We start from the raw sequence: 20550 nt of genomic DNA, 5'->3' as shown, positions 1-20550 counted from the left end.
ATCCTCGTGAACCGAAAGTCACAAGAGCCATGTATCCTATTTGTTCTTGCGGAACAAGAGGGGAACGAAATTTAAGAGCGCAGGTCAGGCGACCCGGCGCGGACCTTCCGCCGGGACCGGCACGACCGCAACCTTGGCAGCGGCGAGGGAAGCCCCCTCCTCCGCCGTCAGCAGTACCGGACCGCGCAAATCCGGCCGCTTGCGGGGCGCGATGCAGCGCGTTGCGGCGCTGAGCTTCTCGACCGGCACCTCCGGAGCTTCCGGCGCGGATGCGGCCTGGGCGCGGATGCTGAGGTCCGCCGACCAGAGCCGTCTGACGATCGCACCGGCGACGGCGAGCGCTGAGGGACGCAGCGCATTCACGTTCATACCGTTGGTGAACAGCGACACGATCAGCCGGTCGCGAATTTCCTCGGAATGAAAGTCGAACAGGATACCGATCCGGCGGGCAGAATAGCGCACCTCGCCGCGCAATATGCCGACGTCGGGCAGCACGATCTGCACCCTTTCACCCACCGCGAAGCCGCTCGGCGCATCGAGATGCAGGCCGATGCCCGAGATGGAGATATCCCCCCTCGAGGCGCTGAGCATCTGTCCGTTATCGCCGATCAGCGTCACCGTCTGGCGCAGGTCGAAGCGCTCCTCGCCGCGCACACGCGGCTTCTCCAGGCACATCATCGCCACCAGCAGCAGCATCACCATGTTGAACGCCAGCCAGAAGGCCACGACCGGCAGCAGGCCATCCTGCGTGACGATGCGATAATCGGGCAGCATGTTGATGGCGAGGCTGGCCAGACTCGCCGCCATGAGGGTGAGCGAGGCGAACAGCACATAATCGCCCGGCCCGCGCTTGCCGCCCTTGGAGCCGGAGCCCTTGGGCGTCACCTTGAAGGTCAGTCCCTTCGGCGCGATCAGCGTCTTGAGCGCAGCGGGCAGGATGCGGAACGTCTGGAAGACGGACAGGATCTGCGCCGCGAGCGGATAATAGCGGCCCGGCGCCAGCATGCTGATGCCACCCAGCAGCGCGACGATCATCGGCAGAAGGAAGAAGATAATGCCCGGCAGATCGACCCCGACCATCGGCGCCAGATTGAACAGAGCGAACAGGATCGGCGCGAGGATGGTGAAGACCGATTGCAGGCCCTGCGTCACCCAGGCAGAGGGAAGGAACAGCAGCCGATAGCGCAGCTTCAGCGTGCCCCCCAGCGGGCCATGGTTGAGATAGAGAATCTGGATCGCGCCCTGCGCCCAGCGCTGACGCTGGACGAAGAAGGCAGCGGTGCTTTCCGGCGCGAGGCCATAAGCCAGCGGTTCGTTGAGATAGCGCGTGATGTACCCCTTGCGCAGGCTCGCCAGGGTCAGCAGCATATCCTCGGTGATCGAGCCCTCGGGCAGGCCGCCGCCGATCTCGTCGAAGATCGCCCGGCGCGTCACCGAGTTGGAGCCGCAGCAGAAGGAGGCATCCCAGCCATCCCGGCCCGGCATGATCGCCTCGAAGAAGAAGCGCTGATCGTCCGGCATGGCCTGCTGCAGGCCAAGATTGGTCTGCATGGGATCGTGATTGTAGAAGCTGTGCGGGATCTGGACGATCCCGATCTTCTCATTCTCGAAAAAGCCCATGGTGCGGATGAGGAAATCGCGCTGGGGCACAAAATCGGCGTCGAACACGGCGACGAACGGCGCATTCGTCTGGGTGAGGCCATGGTTGATATTGCCGGCCTTGGCGCCCTTGTTGTCCGGCCGGGTGATATATCCGGCGCCCTTGGCGAGGCACATGTCCTGTACCCAGGGCCGCCGCCCGTCATCCAGTACCCAAACGCGCGCCTCCGGCCAATCCATCGCGAGACAGCCGAGAATCGTCTTCTCCAGCACCTCGCGCGGCTCATTATAGGTCGCGATGAACACGTCCACCGGCGGCAGAAGATCGGCATTCTCCGCCCATAAAGCTCTCAGCCGGGCTTCCCCCGCATCGGCTTCAGCCGAGCGGTCCGTCGGGCGCGAAAGAATCGCCAGAAGAATGCCGGCATCGAACAGCGCCAGCACCTCCACGATCAGGCAGGAGACCGGCCACCAAAGCTCGCTGAAGCTGCCGCTCCAGGGAATCGTATAGACAATCCGCCAGTGCAGATAATTGACGATGGCAGCCGCAATCGTCGCCACGATGCCGACACGCGACGGCCATAGCCCGCCGAATATGACGAAGGCGCCCAGCACCAGCGCCAGCGAGGCCCAGGGCGCCGTGAAAGCGACGTCGGTCATACGCCTTAGAGACTGCGGCTGAACCGCACCTCAGCCAGACGCCCGACATCGCATTTGCGCGCGGCGTCGGCCTTGGCCGGCACCTGCTCGGGCAGCGCAACATCGACGATGATCTCGCGCGCTTCCGGCAGGGAATAGGTCGAGGCGGCGAGCAGGCCTTCCTGTCGGCGACCGGCAGCGCCGGTGATCGCGATGACCCGGCCCTTCATCCACTCGCTCGCGCCGATCATCCGGATGTTCGCGGGCGAGCCAGCGTGGATCACCTCCGCCTTGCGCTCGGGCAAGGCCACCTGCACGAAGCGACGGCGGCAATCGACCAGATCGACAACCGGCTCGCCGGCACGAATGGAGGTACCGGAACTGGCGGTGGTCGCCCAGACCAGCGTGCCGGCTGGCGCCACATAATTGGCGCGAGCCTGCGCATCCTTCAACCGGAGCTGCGTTTGGGTATACTCGGCATTGGCGTCGGTGAGCATCTTTTCAATGGTCTGGCGCTGGAGCACCACGCGATCGGCCTGCTGCACGGCATAAGGCGCATCATTATAGCTGTCGCCCAGAAACACCCCGGCGCGCGCGGCGTTGCGGGCAATGCCGATGGACTGGATCTTGGCCCCAAGGCCGCTGCACTCGCTGTCCTTCGCGGCGAGCAAGGCGCTGGCCTTTTCCACGCCGGAGGCAGACATGAAGCCCTGCTCGGAGAGCTGGCGGGCGCGGGCGAGGCTCGCGCGAAGTTCTGTCCGCTCGGCCTGGCAACCGGACAAGGCAGCGCCAGCGGCAGATTGATCCTCGTAGAGGCGCGCCGTCGTGGCGTTGGAGAACACCGTGGCGCGGCGCCCGAGCCGGACCTCCTGCGCGGTCAGCTCGCCGAGCTGGCGCTTGGCGAGATCGATCTGCGCGAGGGCGATTTCGGCCCGGGCCTTGAGTTCCGCGACCTCGCCGGTGTCCTGCGAGAGATCGAGCAGATGCACGGGCGTCGGCTTCATGAAATACTGGCCATCGGCGGGCAGCGCCGCCACCGTCCCGTCCGCCGCAGCGGTCAGGCGGATGATCGGCGCGTTCACCGCCGCCTGCGTCGACACATCGTTGAACACATAAGGCGCAAAGCCAATGGCGCCCGTGCTCAGCAAGGCTACCGCCAGCGCAATGCGCGTGCTGCGCGCCCGCAGGATCGTTTCAACGCGACTCATGAATACCACCACCCCTGAAAGATACCGGGCGTCTGCCCGGCGCCCACCGAGCGGGACTAGCAGTGGCGTGGTTACGATATCGTTAGCCGAAGCACGGCTGGGCCGTGTTATGCGCGGGCGGTCGCATCATCCTGCAGATCGCCCTGGCGGGCGCTCGCCAGCACATCGCGCGCGGCCTCGGCGAGTTGGGAGACCGAGAAGGGCTTGGGCAGGAAAGCCACATTCTCGATGTCGATGGACTTGCGAAGCTGCTCCTCGGCATAGCCGGACATGAAAAGCACCGGGATGTCAGGATGGCTCTCCCGGACATGGCGGACCATCGTCGGGCCATCCATCCCCGGCATCACCACGTCGGAAATCAGCAGATCGATCCGCTCGGCTTCGGCAAGCCGCGCCAGTCCCTGCTCGCCATCCGAGGCGGTGACGACGGTGTAACCCTGCCGGGCCAGCGCACGCTCGGCCACGTTGCGCACCATGTCCTCATCCTCGACCAGCAGGATGGTGCCGGTGCCCCATGTCTCGCTGACCGCCGCCTTGCGCGGGGCCACGGGGGAAGACATGCCTTCCGAAGCGACCGCGTGCACCGGCAGATAGATGTTGAACGTGGTGCCCTGCCCCACGGTCGAATCGGAGAAGATGAACCCGTTGGACTGCTTGACGATGCCGTAGACGGTGGAGAGCCCAAGCCCGGTGCCCTTGCCGACAGACTTCGTGGTGAAGAAGGGCTCGAAAATCTTGCCCAGCACCTCGGGCGGGATGCCGGTGCCGGTGTCCGAGATGCTGAGGCCCGTATAGTCGCCGATGGGCATGATCTCGTTCTTCATCTCGCGCACATCGGCAGCGGAGACCGGGAAAGTGCGGACCGTCACCGTGCCGCCTTCCGGCATCGCATCGCGCGCGTTCACCACCAGATTGACGATGACCTGCTCGAGCTGGCCAGGGTCGGCGCGGACATGGCCGAGATTGCGGCCGTGGAAGACCTCCAGCCGGATATTCTCGCCGAGCAGCCGCTTGAGCAGGCTGGAGACCTCGGACACGACATCGGGCAATTGCAGCACTTGCGGGCGCAACGTCTGCTGGCGCGAGAAGGCGAGAAGCTGGCGCGTCAGCGAGGCAGCGCGGTTGGAGTTGGCCTTGACCTGCTGGATGTCGTCATAGTCGCTATCGCCGGGCGTGTGGCGCATCAACATCAGATCGCAATGGCCGATGATCGCAGTCAGGATATTATTGAAGTCGTGCGCCACGCCGCCGGCAAGCTGGCCGACCGCCTGCATCTTGGTCTGCTGGGCGACCTGACGCTTGAGGCGCGATTCCTCGCTATTGTCCTTGAGGCTCAGCAGCACCGCGGCCTCGCCCAGCCCCCTCACCCCGGCGAGGCTCAGAGACACGGGCTCGTCCGGCGCGCCGAGCAGGCCGACCTGCATGTCGCCGGACATTTGCGGGCCATTGGCAAAGCGCCGGATAGTGTCGGCAACGGCGGCGCGATCCTCCACCACCACGATATCGCCCGGATAGCTCGGCTTCTCGCCCGGCGGGATGCCCGCAGCGCGACCAAAGGCCTTGTTGAAGAACAAAAGCCGCCCTTCCCGGTCGGCCATGCCAAGGCCGAAGGGCAGCAGCGAGAGCAGGGCTTCGACATAAGCGAGGCTGGAAATGCCCTCCACCGCAGACACGCTCTCATCCACCATGACCAGCACGATCTGGCCGGAGGGATCATCCGGGCGCAGCGGCACTTGGATCATGCGGATGGGCACCGCCTGTTTTTCTTCCTGCGCGAAGAAGATGCGGCCCTCGGCGTCCACGCGCATATAGCCGGCGAAGTCGCGACCCTCGATGATGCTGTCCGCGCGGCCGGTCGCGCGCAGGATGAAGGCGGGATTGGCCGCACGGATGCGCCCTTCCCCACCGATCATCACGCACATCAAGCCGGAATCGGACAGGCGCTCGCCCGCCTCGCCAGCCATGATGCGGCCGAAATCATCGACAATGCTGGCCTGCTGGACACTCTCGAACCGCCAGAGCAGATAGTCATCCGCCCGCCCGGTGCGCGTGACCTGCAGATCGAGATGCAGGCTGCCGCGCAATATGCCACGCACGGTGATTTCGCCCTCGCGCCAGGCCGCCTGTCCGGCCTGCGCCACGCGGTTGAGATCGCTCGGGGAAATGTCGATCTCGGCCGGCGCGGGATAGCCACCGAACCAGTCGCCATAATGATCGTTGGCGCACACCATGCGGCCCGTCCGGTCGGTCAGGGCGATGGCGCAACCGGCTGCATTTGCCGCCGCGCGGATCAGCGTCCAGTCCGGGTCTGCAGGCGTAGCCGGCACGACCGGCGCGAGGCTGCGCTGCGTCACCCAGAGCAGCGCGGACACCGCGAGCACGGACGCCCCGAACACGGCGCCCACAGCGGGATCGCCGAACAGCCATAACAGCGGCGCGCCCGCCAGCAGCGCGACCAGAGCGACGAGCAGCAGCATGGGGAAGCGCGGTTGATTTGCCGTCAGATTGAGCAAATCGCCATTGCGCGCATTCGCTCCCCCATCGCTCACGAAATCTGCCCTCCCAACGGCAAAATCCCGTCGCCTCCGGTCTCAGCGCTTTCCGAGCGCCCCGCCTGACGCCCGCGCCATTTCCGTCCGATGCGGCTCTTCCACAGCCAGGAGGAAACGAAATAGCCGATTGCGGCCGAGACGACCGACACGACGAACAGGCCGAACAGCAGCACCGGCGCCGTCGAGGACAGCAGCCAAGCCGTCCATTCCGCCAGCCCCGCCTCCTGATGAATAAGCGCCATCACCTGGCTAACATCGCCGGAGCGCCCCAACATGGTTGCGCCGACATAATAGGATGCGGCGAGGATGAAGGGCGTCGTCGCGGGATTGGACAGGAAGGTCATCGCAGCGGCCAGCGGCACATTCGCGCGGAATGGCAGCGCCAGCAGCGCCGCGCCGGCAATCTGCAGCCCGGGGATCAGCAGGAAGATGCCGACGAGCAAGCCCAACGCCACGCCGCGCGGCACGGACCTGCGGGTGAAGCGCCACAGCTCGGGGGCCAGCACGCGATGCGCCACCGGCTTGACGAACCGGTTTTCCGCCAGGCTCTCCCGGCTGGGCATGGACGCGCGAAACGCCTTGATCAGCCGGCGCTTGGGCATCAGCCCCGCTCCCGCATGATGCGGCCCTGTTCGCGCTTCCAGTCGCGCTCCTTGGCGGTCTCGCGCTTGTCGCGGACGTTCTTGCCCTTGGCCAGCGCCAGCTCGACCTTCGCCTTGCCGCGCTCATTGAAATAGACGCTCAACGGCACCAGCGTCATGCCCTGCCGGGCGACGGCGCCGTGCAGCTTGGCGATCTCGCGCTCGCGCAGCAGGAGCTTGCGGGGGCGCTTGGGCTCATGATTGAAGCGGTTGCCGTGGCTGAACTCGGGGATGTTGCTGTTGATCAGCCATATCTCGTCATCCTTCACCTCGGCATAGCTCTCGGTGATGGAGCCATCGCCAAAGCGCAGCGATTTAACCTCGGTGCCGCGCAGCATGATGCCCGCTTCGTAAACGTCCTCAATCGCGTAATCGAAACGGGCGCGCCGGTTCTCGGCCACGGTCTTGACCTTGTTGAATGTCGCAGGGCGCGGGCGAGCCATTGGAATCTTTCTGTAATGAGCGCCAGATTTAGGCGATGTGACCAGCCTAAACCAGCCCCGCGATCTCTAGAGCGCGGTCTACCGTCGCACGCGAGGCACCTGATGGCCATGTTATCGGCAGCCGCAGCTCGCACGGCATCTCCGGTCGCACCCGCGAGAGCGCATATTTGATCGGGCCCGGTGAAGAATCGGTGAAGAGCGCATCGTGAAGCGGATAGAGCCGGTCCTGCAACGCCAGCGCATCCTTCCAGCGATCCTCAAGGCAGGCATTCTGGAAATCGGCGCACAGGCGCGGCGCGACATTGGCCGTCACCGAAATGCAGCCCCGGCCGCCCATGGCGTTGAACGCCAGCGCCGTCTCGTCATTGCCGGAAAGCTGGCACCAGTCCGCCCCGCAGGCGAGGCGCTGGGCGGTCACGCGGCCGATATTCCCGGTCGCATCCTTGAGGCCCACGATGCTCGGAAATTCCTCGACCAGCCGGTGCAGCACCGGCACGCCGATATCCACGATGGAGCGGCCCGGAATATTGTAGAGCACGATGGGCAGATCGCAGCGCGAGGCCAGATAGGCGAAATGCTGGTACAGCCCCTCCTGGCTCGGCTTGTTGTAATAGGGCGCGACGACAAGCGCGGCATCGGCACCGGCGGCCTGCGCGGCGAACATATGTTCCAGCGCGATCCGGGTATCGTTGGAGCCAGCGCCGGCAATCACCGGCACGCGCCCAGCCGCCTGCTCGACGCAGATCCGTACGACGCGATTATGCTCCTCGATGGTCATCGTGGCGCTCTCGCCGGTCGTTCCGCACGGCACGAGGGCGCTCGATCCCTCCTCGATTTGCCAGTCCACGAAGCTGCGGAATGCGTCCTCATCCAGCCTGTCATTACGGAACGGGGTGATCAGTGCCGGAATCGAGCCGGAAAACATATGAAAAAACTCCTTCAAAGCGCGCGCTCGGACAGGCATAGTGGGGCAAATGCACGCGCCCGTTCACCGTTCGATCATCGAGGCTCTGCCATAATGCTTCCCATGGGAAAAGACCTTCGCTTATCTGCTGTCGTTCTTGTTGCGGCCATGGCCTTGGCAGCGACCACTGCATCGTCTCAGCAAAGCACGCCGACCGTCACCTGGCAGGCCGTTCAGGAGCGCCTTGCCGCTGGCGCCAATGACGAAGCACGCACCCGCGATGCGATTGAAAACTGGCGCCGCATTGCCTCCAGCGACAGCCACGATTTCTCGGTCTACGCCAACTTCCTGCTCGCCAACCCCGGCTGGCCCGAGGAATCCAAGCTGCGCTCCTATGCCGAGCGCCGCGTGGATGCGGACATCAACGAGCCGTCGGTCATTCTCGCCTTCTTCGCAAAATATCCCGCACGCTCTGCGCAGGCCAAGGCCATCCATGCGCTGACGCTGGCGCGAATGGGCAAGCAGGGCGAAGCGCAAAAAATGGCGCGTGACGCCTGGGCCTCCGGCGCCATGGATGCCAAATGGGAGGACCGGCTGCGGATGCAGTTCGCATCCACCCTCACGCCAGAGGATCATTTGCAGCGCGCGGATTCAGCGTTGTGGCAACGTCGCCCCGAGATCGCCGAACGCCTGCTCGCCTCGGTGCCGGTGACCCGCCAGGCGGTTGTCGCCGCGCGGATCGCCTTCCAGCGCAAATCGCCCAATGCTGCGGCCCTCATGGGTCCGGCCGATCCCGTGGGGATGCTCGACGCCGGCTATCTGGCCGACAAGGCACGCTGGCTGACCGACAATGGCGACCTTGCTGCGGCGCGCAGCCTGCTCGGCAACCGCACGGCGCTGATGCAGCGCCCGACCGACCCGGAAAAATGGTATGAGGTGCTGCTGGCGCAGGCCCGCGCCGCGAACAATGACAATCAGTTCAGCACCGCCTTTGCCATTGCTTCCAAGGTCGATGATGCCTTCCCCCGTGGGACAGACATCAGTGCGCAATCGCTGGGCGTGCGCGATGATTATACCAGCCTCACATGGCTGGCGGGCATGATCGCGCTCAACAAGCTGAACCGCCCCGCCGACGCCGAAGCGATGTTCGACCGCTATGCCAATGGCGCCAAATCGGGCCAGACCAGCTCCAAGGGCCATTATTGGGCCGGACGCGCAGCGCTGGCTGCTGGCCGGCAGGCGCAGGCGACTGCGCATTTCGAGAAGGCCGGCAGCTATCCCGATCAATATTATGGCCAGCTCGCGCTCGAGCGTCTCAAACGCCGCGTCAATCCCGATGCGCTCGCCAGTGCCGTGCGCCCCAGCGCCAGCGAGCGGGCCGCATTCATGGCGCGACCGGTGGTGCGCGCCGCCAGCCTGCTCGGGCGCAACGGGCAGACCCGCGACCAGTCGCTGTTCATCCGCGCCATTGCCGACAATGCGCAGACGGACACGGAACTGGCGCTTGCCGGCGAACTGGCGCAAGTCCTGGGCCGCCCGGATCTCGGCGTCATGGCCGCACGCAGCGCCGGCCGCAACGGCCTGAGCGCCGCGCCCGACTACAGCTTCCCCCGCATGAACGTGCCGCTGAGCGATCGCTCCAACTGGACGATGATCCACGCAATCACCCGGCAGGAAAGCCAGTTCGACCGGGCCATCGTCTCCCACGCTAATGCGCATGGCCTGATGCAGCTGCTCCCCTCCACCGCGCGCGAAGTCGCGGGCAAGATCGGCATGAGCTTCAACCAAAGCTCGCTCTACGACCCGAACTATAACGTGCAGCTCGGCAGTGCCTATTTCCAGCAATTACTGCGCTACTACAACGGCAGCTACCCGCTCGCCATCGCCGCCTATAATGGCGGCATGGGCCGAGTGAACCGCTGGCTGCAATCCAACGGCGACCCGCGCCTGCCCGGCGTGGACATGGTCCAGTGGATCGAGGACATTCCCATTTTCGAAACGCGCAATTATGTGCAGCGCGTGCTGGAGAATGCCGTGATTTATGACATGCTGAGCCCCGTGCAGAGCACCGCCGACTTGGCGCCGCTCAGCCGGTTCCTGGGCAAGTCCTTGCCCGGCTGAGGCCCGCCCGCATCCAGCTAATCCGACCTTTCGACCCAGAACAGAATAGAGACCATGACTGAAAGTGAGACGAGTTCCGCGCCCGCATCGACGTCCATTTCCGGACCTGCCGACGCCGCCGAGACCGACGAGAAGCGCGGGACCAAGGCCTTCTGGGCCGGCGTCGGCATCGGATCGGCGGCGCTCGCTGCAGCCCTGATGTATGCCAGCAAGCGGCCGAAACGCCGGGGCAAATGAGCGCGCTGCCTCGGCCGAACTACATCACGCCGGGCGGTTTTGCCGCGCTGCGCGCCGAATATGACCAGCTTCTCGGGGAAGAACGGCCCAAGATCGTGGAGATCGTCAGCTGGGCCGCCGGCAATGGCGATCGCAGCGAGAATGGCGACTATCTCTATGGCCGCAAGCGGATGCGGGAGATCGACCGACGCCTGAAATGGCTGGCGCAGCGGATGAAGCTCGCCAAGATCGTCGAACCCGCGCAGCAGCCGGACAAGAGCCGCATCTTCTTCGGCGCGACGGTCACGCTCGCCGATGAGGAGGACAATCAGCGCAGTGTTACCATCGTCGGCAATGACGAGGCGGATGCCGGCGCCGCTCGGATCGGCTGGGATACGCCGCTGGCGCGCGCCCTGAGAGGAGCTGCCGTGGGCGACCTACGCCGCGTCGACCTGCCGGGCGGCAGCAAGGAATGGGAAATCCTCGCCATCAGCTATCCGCAATGATCGCGCGGACGGCCTTGCTGGGGATTGGGCTGCTGGCCGGCACGGCGTCGGGGGCATGGGCTGCAGATTGCCCGACGGGGCTCTTCATGGCCGATGCCGGGCCGGATGCAGCCTCGGCACTGGAAATCGACCCGGATGGTCGCTTCCGCTACATGTTCACCGCCGGCGCTGTGGACGAATCGGCAGCGGGGCGCTGGGAATGCAGGGATGACGGCACCTTGCGCCTCACCACCGAGCCGACCCCCAAGCCGGCAGCGTTCTCGCTCGCCGATGTAGCCAGCGACGGGAACGAGCCGTTCACCCTGCTGGTCACCTGGCCCAATGGAGTGGGCGTTCCCGCCGTCGATTTTGAGCTCACCCTCGACGATGGCGACACCATCGCCGACTATACCCAGAGCGACGGCTGGACCGGCGATTTAGGCAAACGCCGTCCGCGCTCGATTCAAGTCTCCGAAGTATTTTTCGGCACCAAATCCGAGGTGATCCCGCTGCCCGCGCAGGAGCATCTTCGCGTCCACATCATCCTGACCCCCAATGACATGGGCGTTGCCGCTTTCCGCGATACGCTGGTGACTCGCGAGGACGACAAGCTGGTTCTCCATTGGCGCGACGGCACGATGCGCTACGCCCCGGCCGCGCAGGACTGAGCGCCTCGCCATGATGGACATCCGCCCCGCCTCGGCCGCCGACTGGCCGGACATCTGGACCGTATTCGAGCCGGTCATCCGCGAGGGCGCGACCTTTCCCCTCGCCCGCGATCTGGATGAGGCGGGTGCCCACGCCTACTGGACCGCGCCGGACAAGCAGGTGTTCGTCGCGACATCCGACACCGGCATCGTCGGCAGCTACACCTTGCGCGCAAACTCGACCGGCCCGGCTGCCCATGTCGCCAATGCCGGATATATCGTCCGGGCCGACCAGCGTGGGAAAGGCATCGCGCAGGCGCTGTGCCGCCACTCGCTGCAGACGGCCCGCGCGCAGGGGTTCCGCGCAATGCAGTTTAACCTGGTGATTTCCACGAACATCCGCGCCGTGCGCCTATGGCAGCATATGGGATTTAGCATGGTCGGGGCGCTTCCCGGCGCGTTCCACCATCCGGTTCACGGTTATGTCGATGCGCTCGTGATGTACCGCAGCCTCATGGATCAGGCCTGAGCCGCTCACTCCTCCGGCTGATAGCCGAACGCCTCATGCGCCAGTTTCACGACGGCGGGATCGACGTCCGGCATCTCCATCGAGACATGCTTTTCCAGCCGGTCGGCGATGCACGTGAGCGCCGCGATCCGCGCAGCCTTGCGATCATTGCCATCGATCACCTGCCAGGGCGCTTGCTTGGTGTCGGTCTTGGCGAACATGTCCTTGATCGCATCGAGATAATCAGCCCGCTTGTCGCGATTGCGATAATCCTCCGTGCCCGTCTTCCAGCGCTTGAAGGGATCGTCCAGCCGCTGGGCAAGCTGCTTGTCCTGCTCCTTCTGCGTGATGTGGACGAACAGCTTCACGATCGCGGTGCCGCTATCGATCTGCTGCGCCTCGAACGCATTGATTTCGTCATAGCCGCGCTTCCACTCGGCTTTTGTGCAGAAGCCCTCCACCCGCTCGACCAGCACGCGCCCGTACCAGCTTCGGTCGAAGATCGCGATGTGCTTGTCCGCGGGCAGCTTGGTCCAGAAGCGCCATAGGAAATGGCGCCCAAGTTCGTCCGGCGTCGGCGCCCCGATGGGCCAGACGTGGAAATAGCGCGGATCGAGCAGCGACGTCATTCGCTTGATGATGCCGCCCTTGCCGGCGGCGTCCCACCCTTCCAGCATCACCACGCTGCGGCGCTTGTGGATGATGTGGGCGACCTGGATCTTCTCCAGCCGCTTCTGGAGCTTGAGCAGCGCCTTGTCGAAGTCGCCGTCGAAATCGGCGCCTTTTTCGTAATCGGAGAGCTTGATGGTCATGGCCGCACCCTATCGTGCGGCCAGCCATTGTCGAGAGTTCAGCTCTTTTGCGGCTCGACGACGCGGATGTGCAGTTCGCGCAGCTGCTTGAGCTCCGCGTTGGAGGGCGCGCCCATCAGCAGATCCTCGGCGCGCTGGTTCATCGGGAACAGCGTGATCTCGCGCAGGTTCACAGCGCCACAGAGCAGCATCACGATGCGGTCCACGCCGGCGGCCATGCCACCGTGCGGCGGCGCGCCATATTGGAAAGCGCGGTAGAGGCCGCCGAAGCGATCTTCCACATCCTGCTTGCTCAGGCCAACCTTCTCGAAGGCCTTGACCATCAGCTCGGGCGACTGGTTGCGGATCGAGCCGGACGCGATCTCGAAGCCGTTGCACACCATGTCATACTGGAAAGCCTTGATCGACAGCGGATCGGGCCCGTCCAGCGCCTCCATCCCGCCCTGCGGCATGGAGAAGGGGTTGTGCGCGAAGTCCAGGCTCTTGGAGTCCTCGTCATATTCGTAGAACGGAAAGTCCACGATCCAGCACAGGTCGAAGCGGTCCTTGTCGATCAGGTCAAGCTGCTCGCCGACGCGGATGCGGGCAAGACCGGCGAGCTTGGCGGCTTGCGCCTCCTTGCCGGCAGCGAAGAACACGCCGTCATTGGGACCAAGGCCGAGCGCTTCGATCAGCTTGGCGGTCGCCTCAGGCCCGTGATTCTTGGCGATGGGGCCGCCCGGCTCGCCATCCTTGATGTTGATATAGCCAAGGCCCGAGAAACCTTCCGAGCGCGACCAGTTGTTCATCTCATCGAAGAACTTGCGGCTGCCCGCGCCAGCGCCCGGCGCCGGAATGGCGCGGATGACGCCGCCGCTCTCGACGATGCTCGCGAAGATGCCAAAGCCCGAGCCGACGAAGTGATCGGTCACATCGGTGATGATGATCGGGTTGCGCAGGTCCGGCTTGTCGCTGCCATATTTGAGCATGGCCTCGGCATAGGGGATGCGCGGGAAGCTGCCGGCCGGGGTCACCGGCTTGCCATCGGCAAAGGTCTCGAAGACCTGCGCGATCACCGGCTCCATGGTGTTCCACACATCTTCCTGCGTTACGAAGCTCATTTCCAGATCGAGCTGGTAGAACTCGCCCGGCAGGCGGTCGGCGCGCGGGTCTTCATCGCGGAAGCAGGGGGCGATCTGGAAATAGCGATCGAAGCCGGCGACCATCAGCAACTGCTTATACTGCTGCGGCGCCTGCGGCAGCGCGTAGAACTTGCCGGCATGAATGCGGCTGGGCACGAGGAAGTCGCGCGCGCCTTCCGGCGAAGACGCCGTGAGGATGGGGGTCGAATATTCGGTAAAGCCCGCACCTTCCATGCGGCGGCGCATATCCGAGATGATCTTTGTGCGCTTGACGATGTTGGCGTGCAACGTCTCGCGGCGCAGATCGAGGAAGCGATAGCGCAGGCGGATATCCTCGGGATATTCCTGCTCACCCGCGACCGGGAGCGGAAGCTCCTGCGCGGCGGAGAGTACGACGGCCTCTGCCGCCCGCACCTCGACCTCGCCGGTCGGCAGGTTCGGGTTCACGGCTTCCTTGGCGCGCGCCACCACCGTGCCGGTGATGGTGACGACGCTCTCGGCCTTCAGGCTCTCGATCACGTCGAACACCGGGCCGCTGACCTCAGTGACGATCTGCACCATGCCATAATGGTCGCGCAGATCGATGAACACCAGATCGCCATGATCGCGCTTGCGGTGGACCCAGCCGGACAGCCGAACAGTCTCGCCGGCATTGGCGGCGCGGAGCTCCCCGCAGGTGTGCGTGCGATAGGCGTGCATGGTCTAACGGCCTTTTATTTTCACGCGCCTCATTGCGAGGGCGCCAATTGGATGACAAAGACGACTTGTGGGGGATATGGTGATACGCTCAAGCGTGCCGCCGGCCCCCAATCCGAGGACCGGCCAATAATAAGATCACCTGCCATATGCAAATCCATCCATTGATCACTGACAGCTCTTCCCTCGCCGCGCTGTGCGAGCGGTTGTCCAAGGCCGACTTTGTCGCCGTGGATACCGAGTTCATGCGCGAGAACACCTATTGGCCGGAGCTGTGCCTTTTCCAGATCTCCGATGGGAAGGAAGCCGCGGCGATCGACCCCAAGGCGCCCGGGCTGGACATGGGGCCACTGCTCGACCTGCTGGTGACCAATGAGGATGTGCTCAAGGTCTTCCATGCCGGCGGGCAGGATATCGAGATCGTCTTCAACCTCACCGGCAAGACGCCGCACCCGCTGTTCGACACGCAGATCGCCAGCATGGCGCTGAGCCAGGGCGAGCAGATCGGCTACAGCAATCTGGTCGATAGCTGGCTGGGCATCCATCTCGACAAGGGCGCGCGGTTCACCGACTGGGCGCGCCGTCCGCTGGACAAACGGCAGATCGATTATGCGATCGGCGACGTTACCCATCTCGCCGCGATATTCCCGATGATGCTGGAGGAACTGCGCAAGACGGGGCGCGGCGTGTGGCTCAATCAGGAAATGGAGCGGCTCGCCGATCCCGGTAATTATGAGGTCAATCCGGCCGAGGCGTGGAAGCGCGTGCGCATTTCCAGCCGCAAGGCCGATGTTCTCGGGCGCCTGAAGGCGCTCGCCGCATGGCGCGAGACCGAGGCCAAGGACAAGAACCTGCCGCGCGGGCGCATCGTCAAGGACGAGACGCTGGCCGACATCGCCTCCCATCCGCCGCGCAAGCAGGAGGATCTGGGCAAGGTGCGCGGGCTTTCGGCAAGCTGGAAGGGCAATGACATCGGCGCGCGGCTGATGGCTGCAGTAGAAGATGCCGGCCCCCTCCCCCGCGACGAAATGCCCGAGCGCGATCCCGGTCGGCCCGGCCTCGGCAAGGAAGGCGCGCTGGTCGCCGATCTGCTCAAGCTGCTGCTCAAGATCCGCTCGCGCGAGATCAACGTTGCCTCGCGCCTGCTCGCCCGCGCCGACGATCTGGAGATGCTGGCAGCCGGCGTGCGGACCAACCTGCCGATTCTGGAAGGCTGGCGGTTCGAGCAATTCGGCCGCGACGCGCTGGATCTGGTGGAAGGCCGCATGGCCTTCGCGGTGCGCGACGGCAAGCTGCTGATGACCCGCACGGAAAAGCTGGCCGAGCCCAACGACTGATCGCCTGCCGGATGACCGGTGGACGCCCGCATGCTAGGCTGGCCTTTTGAGGAAAGGCCCGGCACCATGCGCATGATCGCTCCCCTTCTCGCTCTTGCCCCGCTGACGGCCTGCGCTACCGCCACGACCAGCGTGGGCGAACCGCCACTGGCCGGCAACGGCGCCTGTTCGGCGGAAGGCCTGCAAAGCGCCATCGGCCAGCGCGCAACCGCGACTCTGGGCGCCGACCTCCTCGCCAAATCCGGCGCCCGCACCCTACGCTGGGGCCCGCCTCGCTCGGCCATGACGATGGACTATCGCGAGGACCGGCTGAACATCAGCTATGATAATGCGATGATGATCGAGCGGGTGAATTGCGGGTGACGGGGGGCTGGGCTGCGCCGGCAATTCAGGGGTACGACACTGTACAGCCGTCCCGATAGGCGACTTTCCGGACGTTCGGCTTACCGGCGATCGCGGGTCACCGTTAGAGCGTCGTCTATCTCCCAAGCGTCGCTTTGGCGGATCATCCGCGCCACGGTGTGAGCGTCTCTGCTCCAATACCGAACTACGAACGCGCAGTTGATAGTGGTTGGACTTCCCGGAACATCGTTAGGTAACGCGTCACCGCACAACACGTCGGCTATTCGCTTTATGCGTTCCGAGTGGATCAGAACGACGCCGCTCGGATCGTCTTGTGCCGCTTGGTTGGAGGCGGCTTGGACGACCGCGCCGTCACGGTTACGAACTGCGGCCAATATTTGTTCATCGGTCGGACAGAGCGTCGGCGCAGCGCAGCGGCTCACATTGGCCATGATCAATAGAGCAATCAACTGCGCGTCCTTCTGAGCGCTTAAGACATTACTAGCATGAATGGCAGCTAACCACCCCAAGACAACCCATTAAATCCTTCAAAAATACTCTGAGCGGCCGATCCGTCGGCTCTGGAATTTGCCCGCAGCCAAGTCACGCATCGAGCAGATAGCCCATGCCCATGGCCTGGCCGAGCTGGCGCAGGCGGCGGTCGATGGATTCGCCGGCAAGTGCCGCATGTTCCGGGTCGAGGCGCAGGATGACCGTGCCGTCGCGCACGTCGAGCGAGGAGCCGTCCAGCGGGCCTTCCGCGCCGCCGGAGAGGCGCTGGCACAGGCGGATGGCAAGGCCCCACTGGATCGCGCGGCGCAGCAGCGGCTCGGGAGCAAGGCCTGCGAGCAGCGCGGGTATGCTGGTGCCGCCGCCAAAATTCGCGTGCAGCGCCTGCCCCAGCGCGGCGCGCTCGGCGGCATCCACGCCGACCCAATTGCCCTGCAAGGCGAATTCCATGCCGCGCTCGGCGCGAAACTCGGGATTGGCGCGCCAGCCGACATCCGCCAGCAGACAGGCCGCAAAGCGGATGCGCGCCCATTCCGGCGGATCATCGTGGAACAACGGCGCGATCCAGCCACTGATCGTATCGCCATGGCCGACAAAGCGCCCCTGCGCCTCACCCTCGATGCGGGCGGCGACCAGGAGCGGGTCCTGATTCGCCATATCGCGCGGCAAGCTCCCGTAGAGCAGCCCTTCCCGCAGCCCGAAGGCCGAAACGGTGAGATGGGCGGAGCGCAGCCGCTCCACCACCGCGCACAACAGATGCGCTGCATCCGGCAGGGTCGGGAAGCGCGCGCTGGAGACGCCGACTGCCTTGAGATCCGCCTTCTGCGCGCTTTCCAGCCATTTGAGCAGCTCGGCCGGGCGATCCGGCGTCATTCCGTAATGATGCAGGATCGGCAGCGAATAATTGGTGAGGTGCATGTCCAGTCGCGCCAGCGCGCGCCAGCTGCCGCCGATCAGATAGAAGGGCAGGCCCTGCTCGATGTCGCCAAGGCCCTGCGCTTTGAGCAGCCCATCGAGATGCTGGACCAGCCCCTTGCGTCCCCGCGCGCGGACGTCACCGATCCGAAAAATGCCGAGCGGCAGGGAAACGGGCATCTCCACGCCCTCGGGCCGCACGCGCACCAGTTCGAGACTGCCGCCGCCCAGATCGCCCATGATCCCGTCCGCACGCGGCATGCCGGAGAGCAGCCCGTGCGCAGAGGCCAGCCCCTCCTCCTGACCGCTCAGCACGCGCACCTCAAGGCCGATCTCCGCCGCACGGTCGATGAAGGTATCGCGGTTGGACGCATCGCGCACGGCGGCGGTGGCGACGCAGGTGATCTGGTCCACCTCCATCTCCACGCACAGCCGGGCAAAGCGCTCCAGCGCCATCAGCCCGCGCTCCATCGCCGCCGCGCCGATCCGCCCGGATGTGCCGATCTCCGCGCCCAGGCCCGCCAGCACCTTCTCGTTGAACAGCACGAAGGGAATGCGCCGTGGCCCGTCATAAACGACGAGGCGGACGCTGTTGGAGCCAATGTCAATGATCGCCGTCCGGCGGAAATGCGGGCCGTTGAGCGTCGCCTTCATCGAGCGGCGCGTCGTGCGATCGAGCAGGGTCATGGCCGCACCTCTGTCCTCAGCCACGCTCGGAGAGCGAGAGCTTGGGCACCGCGCGGGCGGAGCGCCGCGAGGCACCGCGACCGGAGAGGGACGGATTGGTCATGAAATAATGATGCAGGTTGAACGGCTTCTTCCCCGGCTTGAGGCGTGTGTAGCTGCCATCGCTGCCCAGTGCCCAGCTCTGCTCATCATCGAGCAGATTGGCCACCAGCACCTGATCGAGCACCTGATCATGGACGGTCGGGTTCTCAATCGGCAGCATATATTCAACCCGCCGGTCGAAATTGCGTGGCATCCAGTCCGCCGAACTGATGAACAGCCTGGCGCTATTGTTGGGCAGGGACTTGCCATTGCCGAAGGCCCAGATGCGACTGTGTTCCAGGAACCGCCCGATCACCGACTTGACCGAGATATTCTCCGACATGCCCGGCACGCCGGGCCGCAGGCAGCAGATGCCGCGCACGATCAGTTCCACCTTCACGCCCGCATTACTGGCGCCATAAAGCTGCTCGATGATCGCGGGGTCTACCAGGCTGTTCATCTTAGCCCAGATCGTCGCAGGGCGGCCAGCGCGGGCATGCTCGATTTCCGCTTCGATCAGCGCCGCGAGCTTGTCGCGCATGTGCAGCGGCGAGAGGGTAATCATCTCCATATGCTGCGGCTCGACATAGCCGGTGATGTAATTGAACACGGCGGCGGCATCGCGCCCGGCCCGGGGATCAGCGGTGAAAAAGGATAGGTCCGTATAGATGCGCGCGGTGATCGGGTGGTAATTGCCGGTGCCGAAATGGCAGTAGGTGCGAAAGCCGTTCCCCTCGCGCCGCACGACCATCGAAATTTTGGCGTGGGTCTTCCAGTCAATAAAGCCATAGACGACCTGCACGCCGGCGCGCTCCAGTTGCGCGGCCCAGAGCAGGTTCTGCTCCTCATCGAACCGCGCCTTCAGCTCGACGACGGCGGTGACGGACTTGCCTGCCTCGGCCGCATCAATGAGGGCACGGATGATCGCGCTCTGCTTGCCGGCACGGTAGAGCGTCTGCTTGATCGCCACTACATCGGGATCGTCCGCCGCCTGCTTGAGGAAGGCGATGACGACATCAAAGCTCTCATAAGGGTGGTGGACGACGATGTCCTTCGCGCGAATCGCGGCGAAGCAATCGCCGCCATATTCGCGGATGCGCTCGGGGAAGCGCGGGGCGTAGGCCGGGAATTTGAGATCCGGCCGATCTTCCTCGACCACCTCGGCCAGATCGGCGATACCCATGAAGCCATCGATATCCACGACCATGGCCTCATGGCCCTGCATCATCGTCTGCAGCTTGGTTTCGACCGGTTCGGCCACGCCGCTCTCGATTTCCACGCGGATGATCCGGCCGCGCCGGCGCTGCTTGATGGCGCTTCGATAATAGCGGACGAGGTCCTCGGCCTCTTCCTCGATCTCGATGTCGCTATCGCGCAGGATGCGGAACAGGCCGCTGTCCCGCACGATGAAGCCGGGGAAGAGCAAGGCCGAATAGCGCCGTACCAGCGCCTCAATGGCGATGTAGCGCGCGTTCTTGCCCGGCACGCGGATGAAGCGCGGCAGCGTGGCCGGCAGAATCACCAGCTCCTGTACCACCTCCTTGTCCGATTCGCGCAACAGGTCGAAGAACAGGCTGAGGCCCTTATTGGGAATGAACGGAAACGGGTGGGCGGGATCGAGCGCCTGGGGCGTGAGGATCGGGAAGATCTGCTCGAGGAAATGCTGGCGCATCCAGCTGTCCGCGCGGGCATCCACCGGTTCGGGACCGATCACGCTGATATGCGCGCTGCGGAGCGCGGCATGAAGATCATGCCAGACGACCTGCTGGGCGGACATGAGCGCCTCGGCCCGGTCGCCGATCGCCTCCAACTGCTGGGCCGGGGTCAGCCCATCGACCGAGCGCATTTCGACGCCCTGGAGCTGCTGGCCCTTGAGACCGGCCACCCGGACCATGAAAAACTCATCGAGGTTGCTGCCGGAGATGGAGAGAAAGCGCAGCCGCTCCAGCAGCGGATGCGCCGGATTGCAGGCTTCCTCCAGTACGCGCTGATTGAAATTGAGCCAGGACAGCTCCCGGTTGAAGTAGCGCGCCCCGTTTGCGGCGCCCGCGCCCGTGATCGAAGAAGTGGGATCGGCTTCAGACAC

17 protein-coding genes are annotated in these 20550 nt (G+C 64.8%); 7 read left to right on the top strand and 10 right to left on the bottom strand.

The window, feature by feature from the left end; all coding sequences use genetic code 11:
* Positions 1–84: 84 nt before the first annotated feature.
* The 6 genes from M2336_RS11575 to dapA form a co-directional block, all read right to left on the bottom strand.
* The gene (locus tag M2336_RS11575; RefSeq protein WP_264572639.1) at positions 85–2259 is read right to left on the bottom strand and encodes a glycosyltransferase; all 2175 of its coding nucleotides are present in this window, start codon (positions 2257–2259) and stop codon (positions 85–87) included.
* A 5-nt stretch (positions 2260–2264) separates the two neighbouring features.
* Positions 2265–3446 (bottom strand): HlyD family secretion protein, encoded by a 1182-nt coding sequence (locus tag M2336_RS11570; RefSeq protein ID WP_264572638.1) that lies wholly within the window; start codon positions 3444–3446, stop codon positions 2265–2267.
* A gap of 107 nt (positions 3447–3553) precedes the next feature.
* Entirely contained in the window at positions 3554–5923 is a 2370-nt protein-coding gene (locus tag M2336_RS11565; RefSeq protein WP_264574868.1) for a response regulator, read from the bottom strand.
* A 68-nt stretch (positions 5924–5991) separates the two neighbouring features.
* A complete protein-coding gene (locus M2336_RS11560; RefSeq protein WP_264572637.1) occupies positions 5992–6600 on the bottom strand; it encodes a DUF2062 domain-containing protein in 609 nt (202 codons plus the stop codon).
* Positions 6600–7082, bottom strand: a complete 483-nt coding sequence (smpB, locus tag M2336_RS11555) for an SsrA-binding protein SmpB (protein ID WP_264570111.1) — start codon at positions 7080–7082, stop codon at positions 6600–6602. Before smpB ends, M2336_RS11560 begins: the two co-directional genes overlap by 1 nt.
* Before the next feature lie 46 nt (positions 7083–7128).
* Positions 7129–8007, bottom strand: coding sequence for a 4-hydroxy-tetrahydrodipicolinate synthase (gene dapA, locus M2336_RS11550; RefSeq protein ID WP_181559441.1), 879 nt, complete (start codon positions 8005–8007; stop codon positions 7129–7131).
* A 147-nt stretch (positions 8008–8154) separates the two neighbouring features.
* On the opposite strand from dapA, the gene M2336_RS11545 reads away from it, so the two are divergent.
* Genes M2336_RS11545 through M2336_RS11525 form a run of 5 tightly spaced genes read left to right on the top strand, consistent with a single transcriptional unit; the run spans position 8155 to position 11984 of the window.
* Complete coding sequence (locus tag M2336_RS11545) at positions 8155–10107, top strand: lytic transglycosylase domain-containing protein (RefSeq protein WP_264572636.1); 1953 nt, start codon at positions 8155–8157, stop codon at positions 10105–10107.
* 54 nt (positions 10108–10161) lie between these two features.
* Entirely contained in the window at positions 10162–10344 is a 183-nt protein-coding gene (locus tag M2336_RS11540; protein ID WP_264572635.1) for a hypothetical protein, read from the top strand.
* The gene (gene greB, locus M2336_RS11535; protein ID WP_181559438.1) at positions 10341–10829 is read left to right on the top strand and encodes a transcription elongation factor GreB; all 489 of its coding nucleotides are present in this window, start codon (positions 10341–10343) and stop codon (positions 10827–10829) included. The genes M2336_RS11540 and greB overlap by 4 nt, the downstream gene beginning before the upstream one ends.
* The gene (locus tag M2336_RS11530) at positions 10826–11476 is read left to right on the top strand and encodes a hypothetical protein (protein WP_264572634.1); all 651 of its coding nucleotides are present in this window, start codon (positions 10826–10828) and stop codon (positions 11474–11476) included. Before greB ends, M2336_RS11530 begins: the two co-directional genes overlap by 4 nt.
* A 10-nt stretch (positions 11477–11486) precedes the next feature.
* Positions 11487–11984 carry an N-acetyltransferase gene (locus M2336_RS11525; protein WP_319801473.1) on the top strand — a complete coding sequence of 166 codons (498 nt, stop codon included), beginning with the start codon at positions 11487–11489 and terminating at the stop codon, positions 11982–11984.
* A gap of 5 nt (positions 11985–11989) precedes the next feature.
* Here M2336_RS11525 and M2336_RS11520 read toward each other — a convergent pair whose 3' ends face one another.
* Together M2336_RS11520 and aspS are read right to left on the bottom strand one after the other, a co-directional pair.
* Entirely contained in the window at positions 11990–12775 is a 786-nt protein-coding gene (locus M2336_RS11520) for a polyphosphate kinase 2 family protein (protein WP_264593008.1), read from the bottom strand.
* A 38-nt stretch (positions 12776–12813) separates the two neighbouring features.
* Entirely contained in the window at positions 12814–14595 is a 1782-nt protein-coding gene (gene aspS, locus M2336_RS11515) for an aspartate--tRNA ligase (protein WP_264593007.1), read from the bottom strand.
* Between the two features lie 146 nt (positions 14596–14741).
* Between aspS and rnd the strand changes: the two genes are divergently transcribed.
* Entirely contained in the window at positions 14742–15929 is a 1188-nt protein-coding gene (rnd, locus tag M2336_RS11510; RefSeq protein WP_264572631.1) for a ribonuclease D, read from the top strand.
* A 66-nt stretch (positions 15930–15995) separates the two neighbouring features.
* Complete coding sequence (locus tag M2336_RS11505; RefSeq protein ID WP_264572630.1) at positions 15996–16292, top strand: I78 family peptidase inhibitor; 297 nt, start codon at positions 15996–15998, stop codon at positions 16290–16292.
* A gap of 582 nt (positions 16293–16874) precedes the next feature.
* Here M2336_RS11505 and M2336_RS11500 read toward each other — a convergent pair.
* Together M2336_RS11500 and M2336_RS11495 are read right to left on the bottom strand one after the other, a co-directional pair.
* Positions 16875–18383 (bottom strand): Ppx/GppA family phosphatase, encoded by a 1509-nt coding sequence (locus tag M2336_RS11500; protein ID WP_264572629.1) that lies wholly within the window; start codon positions 18381–18383, stop codon positions 16875–16877.
* Positions 18384–18399: 16 nt separating this feature from the next.
* Entirely contained in the window at positions 18400–20550 is a 2151-nt protein-coding gene (locus tag M2336_RS11495) for an RNA degradosome polyphosphate kinase (RefSeq protein WP_264572628.1), read from the bottom strand.

This window comes from Sphingobium sp. B1D7B (assembly GCF_025961965.1).
Taxonomy (GTDB): Bacteria; Pseudomonadota; Alphaproteobacteria; order Sphingomonadales; family Sphingomonadaceae; genus Sphingobium.
This window is presented reverse-complemented; position numbering and strand designations above follow the sequence as displayed.

Excerpts from the sequence above, each read along its gene's own strand:
- M2336_RS11575 (WP_264572639.1), bottom strand. The coding sequence starts at position 2,259 with ATGACCGACGTCGCTTTCACGGCGCCCTGGGCCTCGCTGGCGCTGGTG.
- M2336_RS11570 (WP_264572638.1), bottom strand. The coding sequence starts at position 3,446 with ATGAGTCGCGTTGAAACGATCCTGCGGGCGCGCAGCACGCGCATTGCG.
- M2336_RS11565 (WP_264574868.1), bottom strand. The coding sequence starts at position 5,923 with ATGCTGCTGCTCGTCGCTCTGGTCGCGCTGCTGGCGGGCGCGCCGCTG.
- M2336_RS11560 (WP_264572637.1), bottom strand. The coding sequence starts at position 6,600 with ATGCCCAAGCGCCGGCTGATCAAGGCGTTTCGCGCGTCCATGCCCAGC.
- smpB (WP_264570111.1), bottom strand. The coding sequence starts at position 7,082 with ATGGCTCGCCCGCGCCCTGCGACATTCAACAAGGTCAAGACCGTGGCC.
- dapA (WP_181559441.1), bottom strand. The coding sequence starts at position 8,007 with ATGTTTTCCGGCTCGATTCCGGCACTGATCACCCCGTTCCGTAATGAC.
- M2336_RS11545 (WP_264572636.1), top strand. The coding sequence starts at position 8,155 with ATGGCCTTGGCAGCGACCACTGCATCGTCTCAGCAAAGCACGCCGACC.
- M2336_RS11540 (WP_264572635.1), top strand. The coding sequence starts at position 10,162 with ATGACTGAAAGTGAGACGAGTTCCGCGCCCGCATCGACGTCCATTTCC.
- greB (WP_181559438.1), top strand. The coding sequence starts at position 10,341 with ATGAGCGCGCTGCCTCGGCCGAACTACATCACGCCGGGCGGTTTTGCC.
- M2336_RS11530 (WP_264572634.1), top strand. The coding sequence starts at position 10,826 with ATGATCGCGCGGACGGCCTTGCTGGGGATTGGGCTGCTGGCCGGCACG.
- M2336_RS11525 (WP_319801473.1), top strand. The coding sequence starts at position 11,487 with ATGATGGACATCCGCCCCGCCTCGGCCGCCGACTGGCCGGACATCTGG.
- M2336_RS11520 (WP_264593008.1), bottom strand. The coding sequence starts at position 12,775 with ATGACCATCAAGCTCTCCGATTACGAAAAAGGCGCCGATTTCGACGGC.
- aspS (WP_264593007.1), bottom strand. The coding sequence starts at position 14,595 with ATGCACGCCTATCGCACGCACACCTGCGGGGAGCTCCGCGCCGCCAAT.
- rnd (WP_264572631.1), top strand. The coding sequence starts at position 14,742 with ATGCAAATCCATCCATTGATCACTGACAGCTCTTCCCTCGCCGCGCTG.
- M2336_RS11505 (WP_264572630.1), top strand. The coding sequence starts at position 15,996 with ATGCGCATGATCGCTCCCCTTCTCGCTCTTGCCCCGCTGACGGCCTGC.
- M2336_RS11500 (WP_264572629.1), bottom strand. The coding sequence starts at position 18,383 with ATGACCCTGCTCGATCGCACGACGCGCCGCTCGATGAAGGCGACGCTC.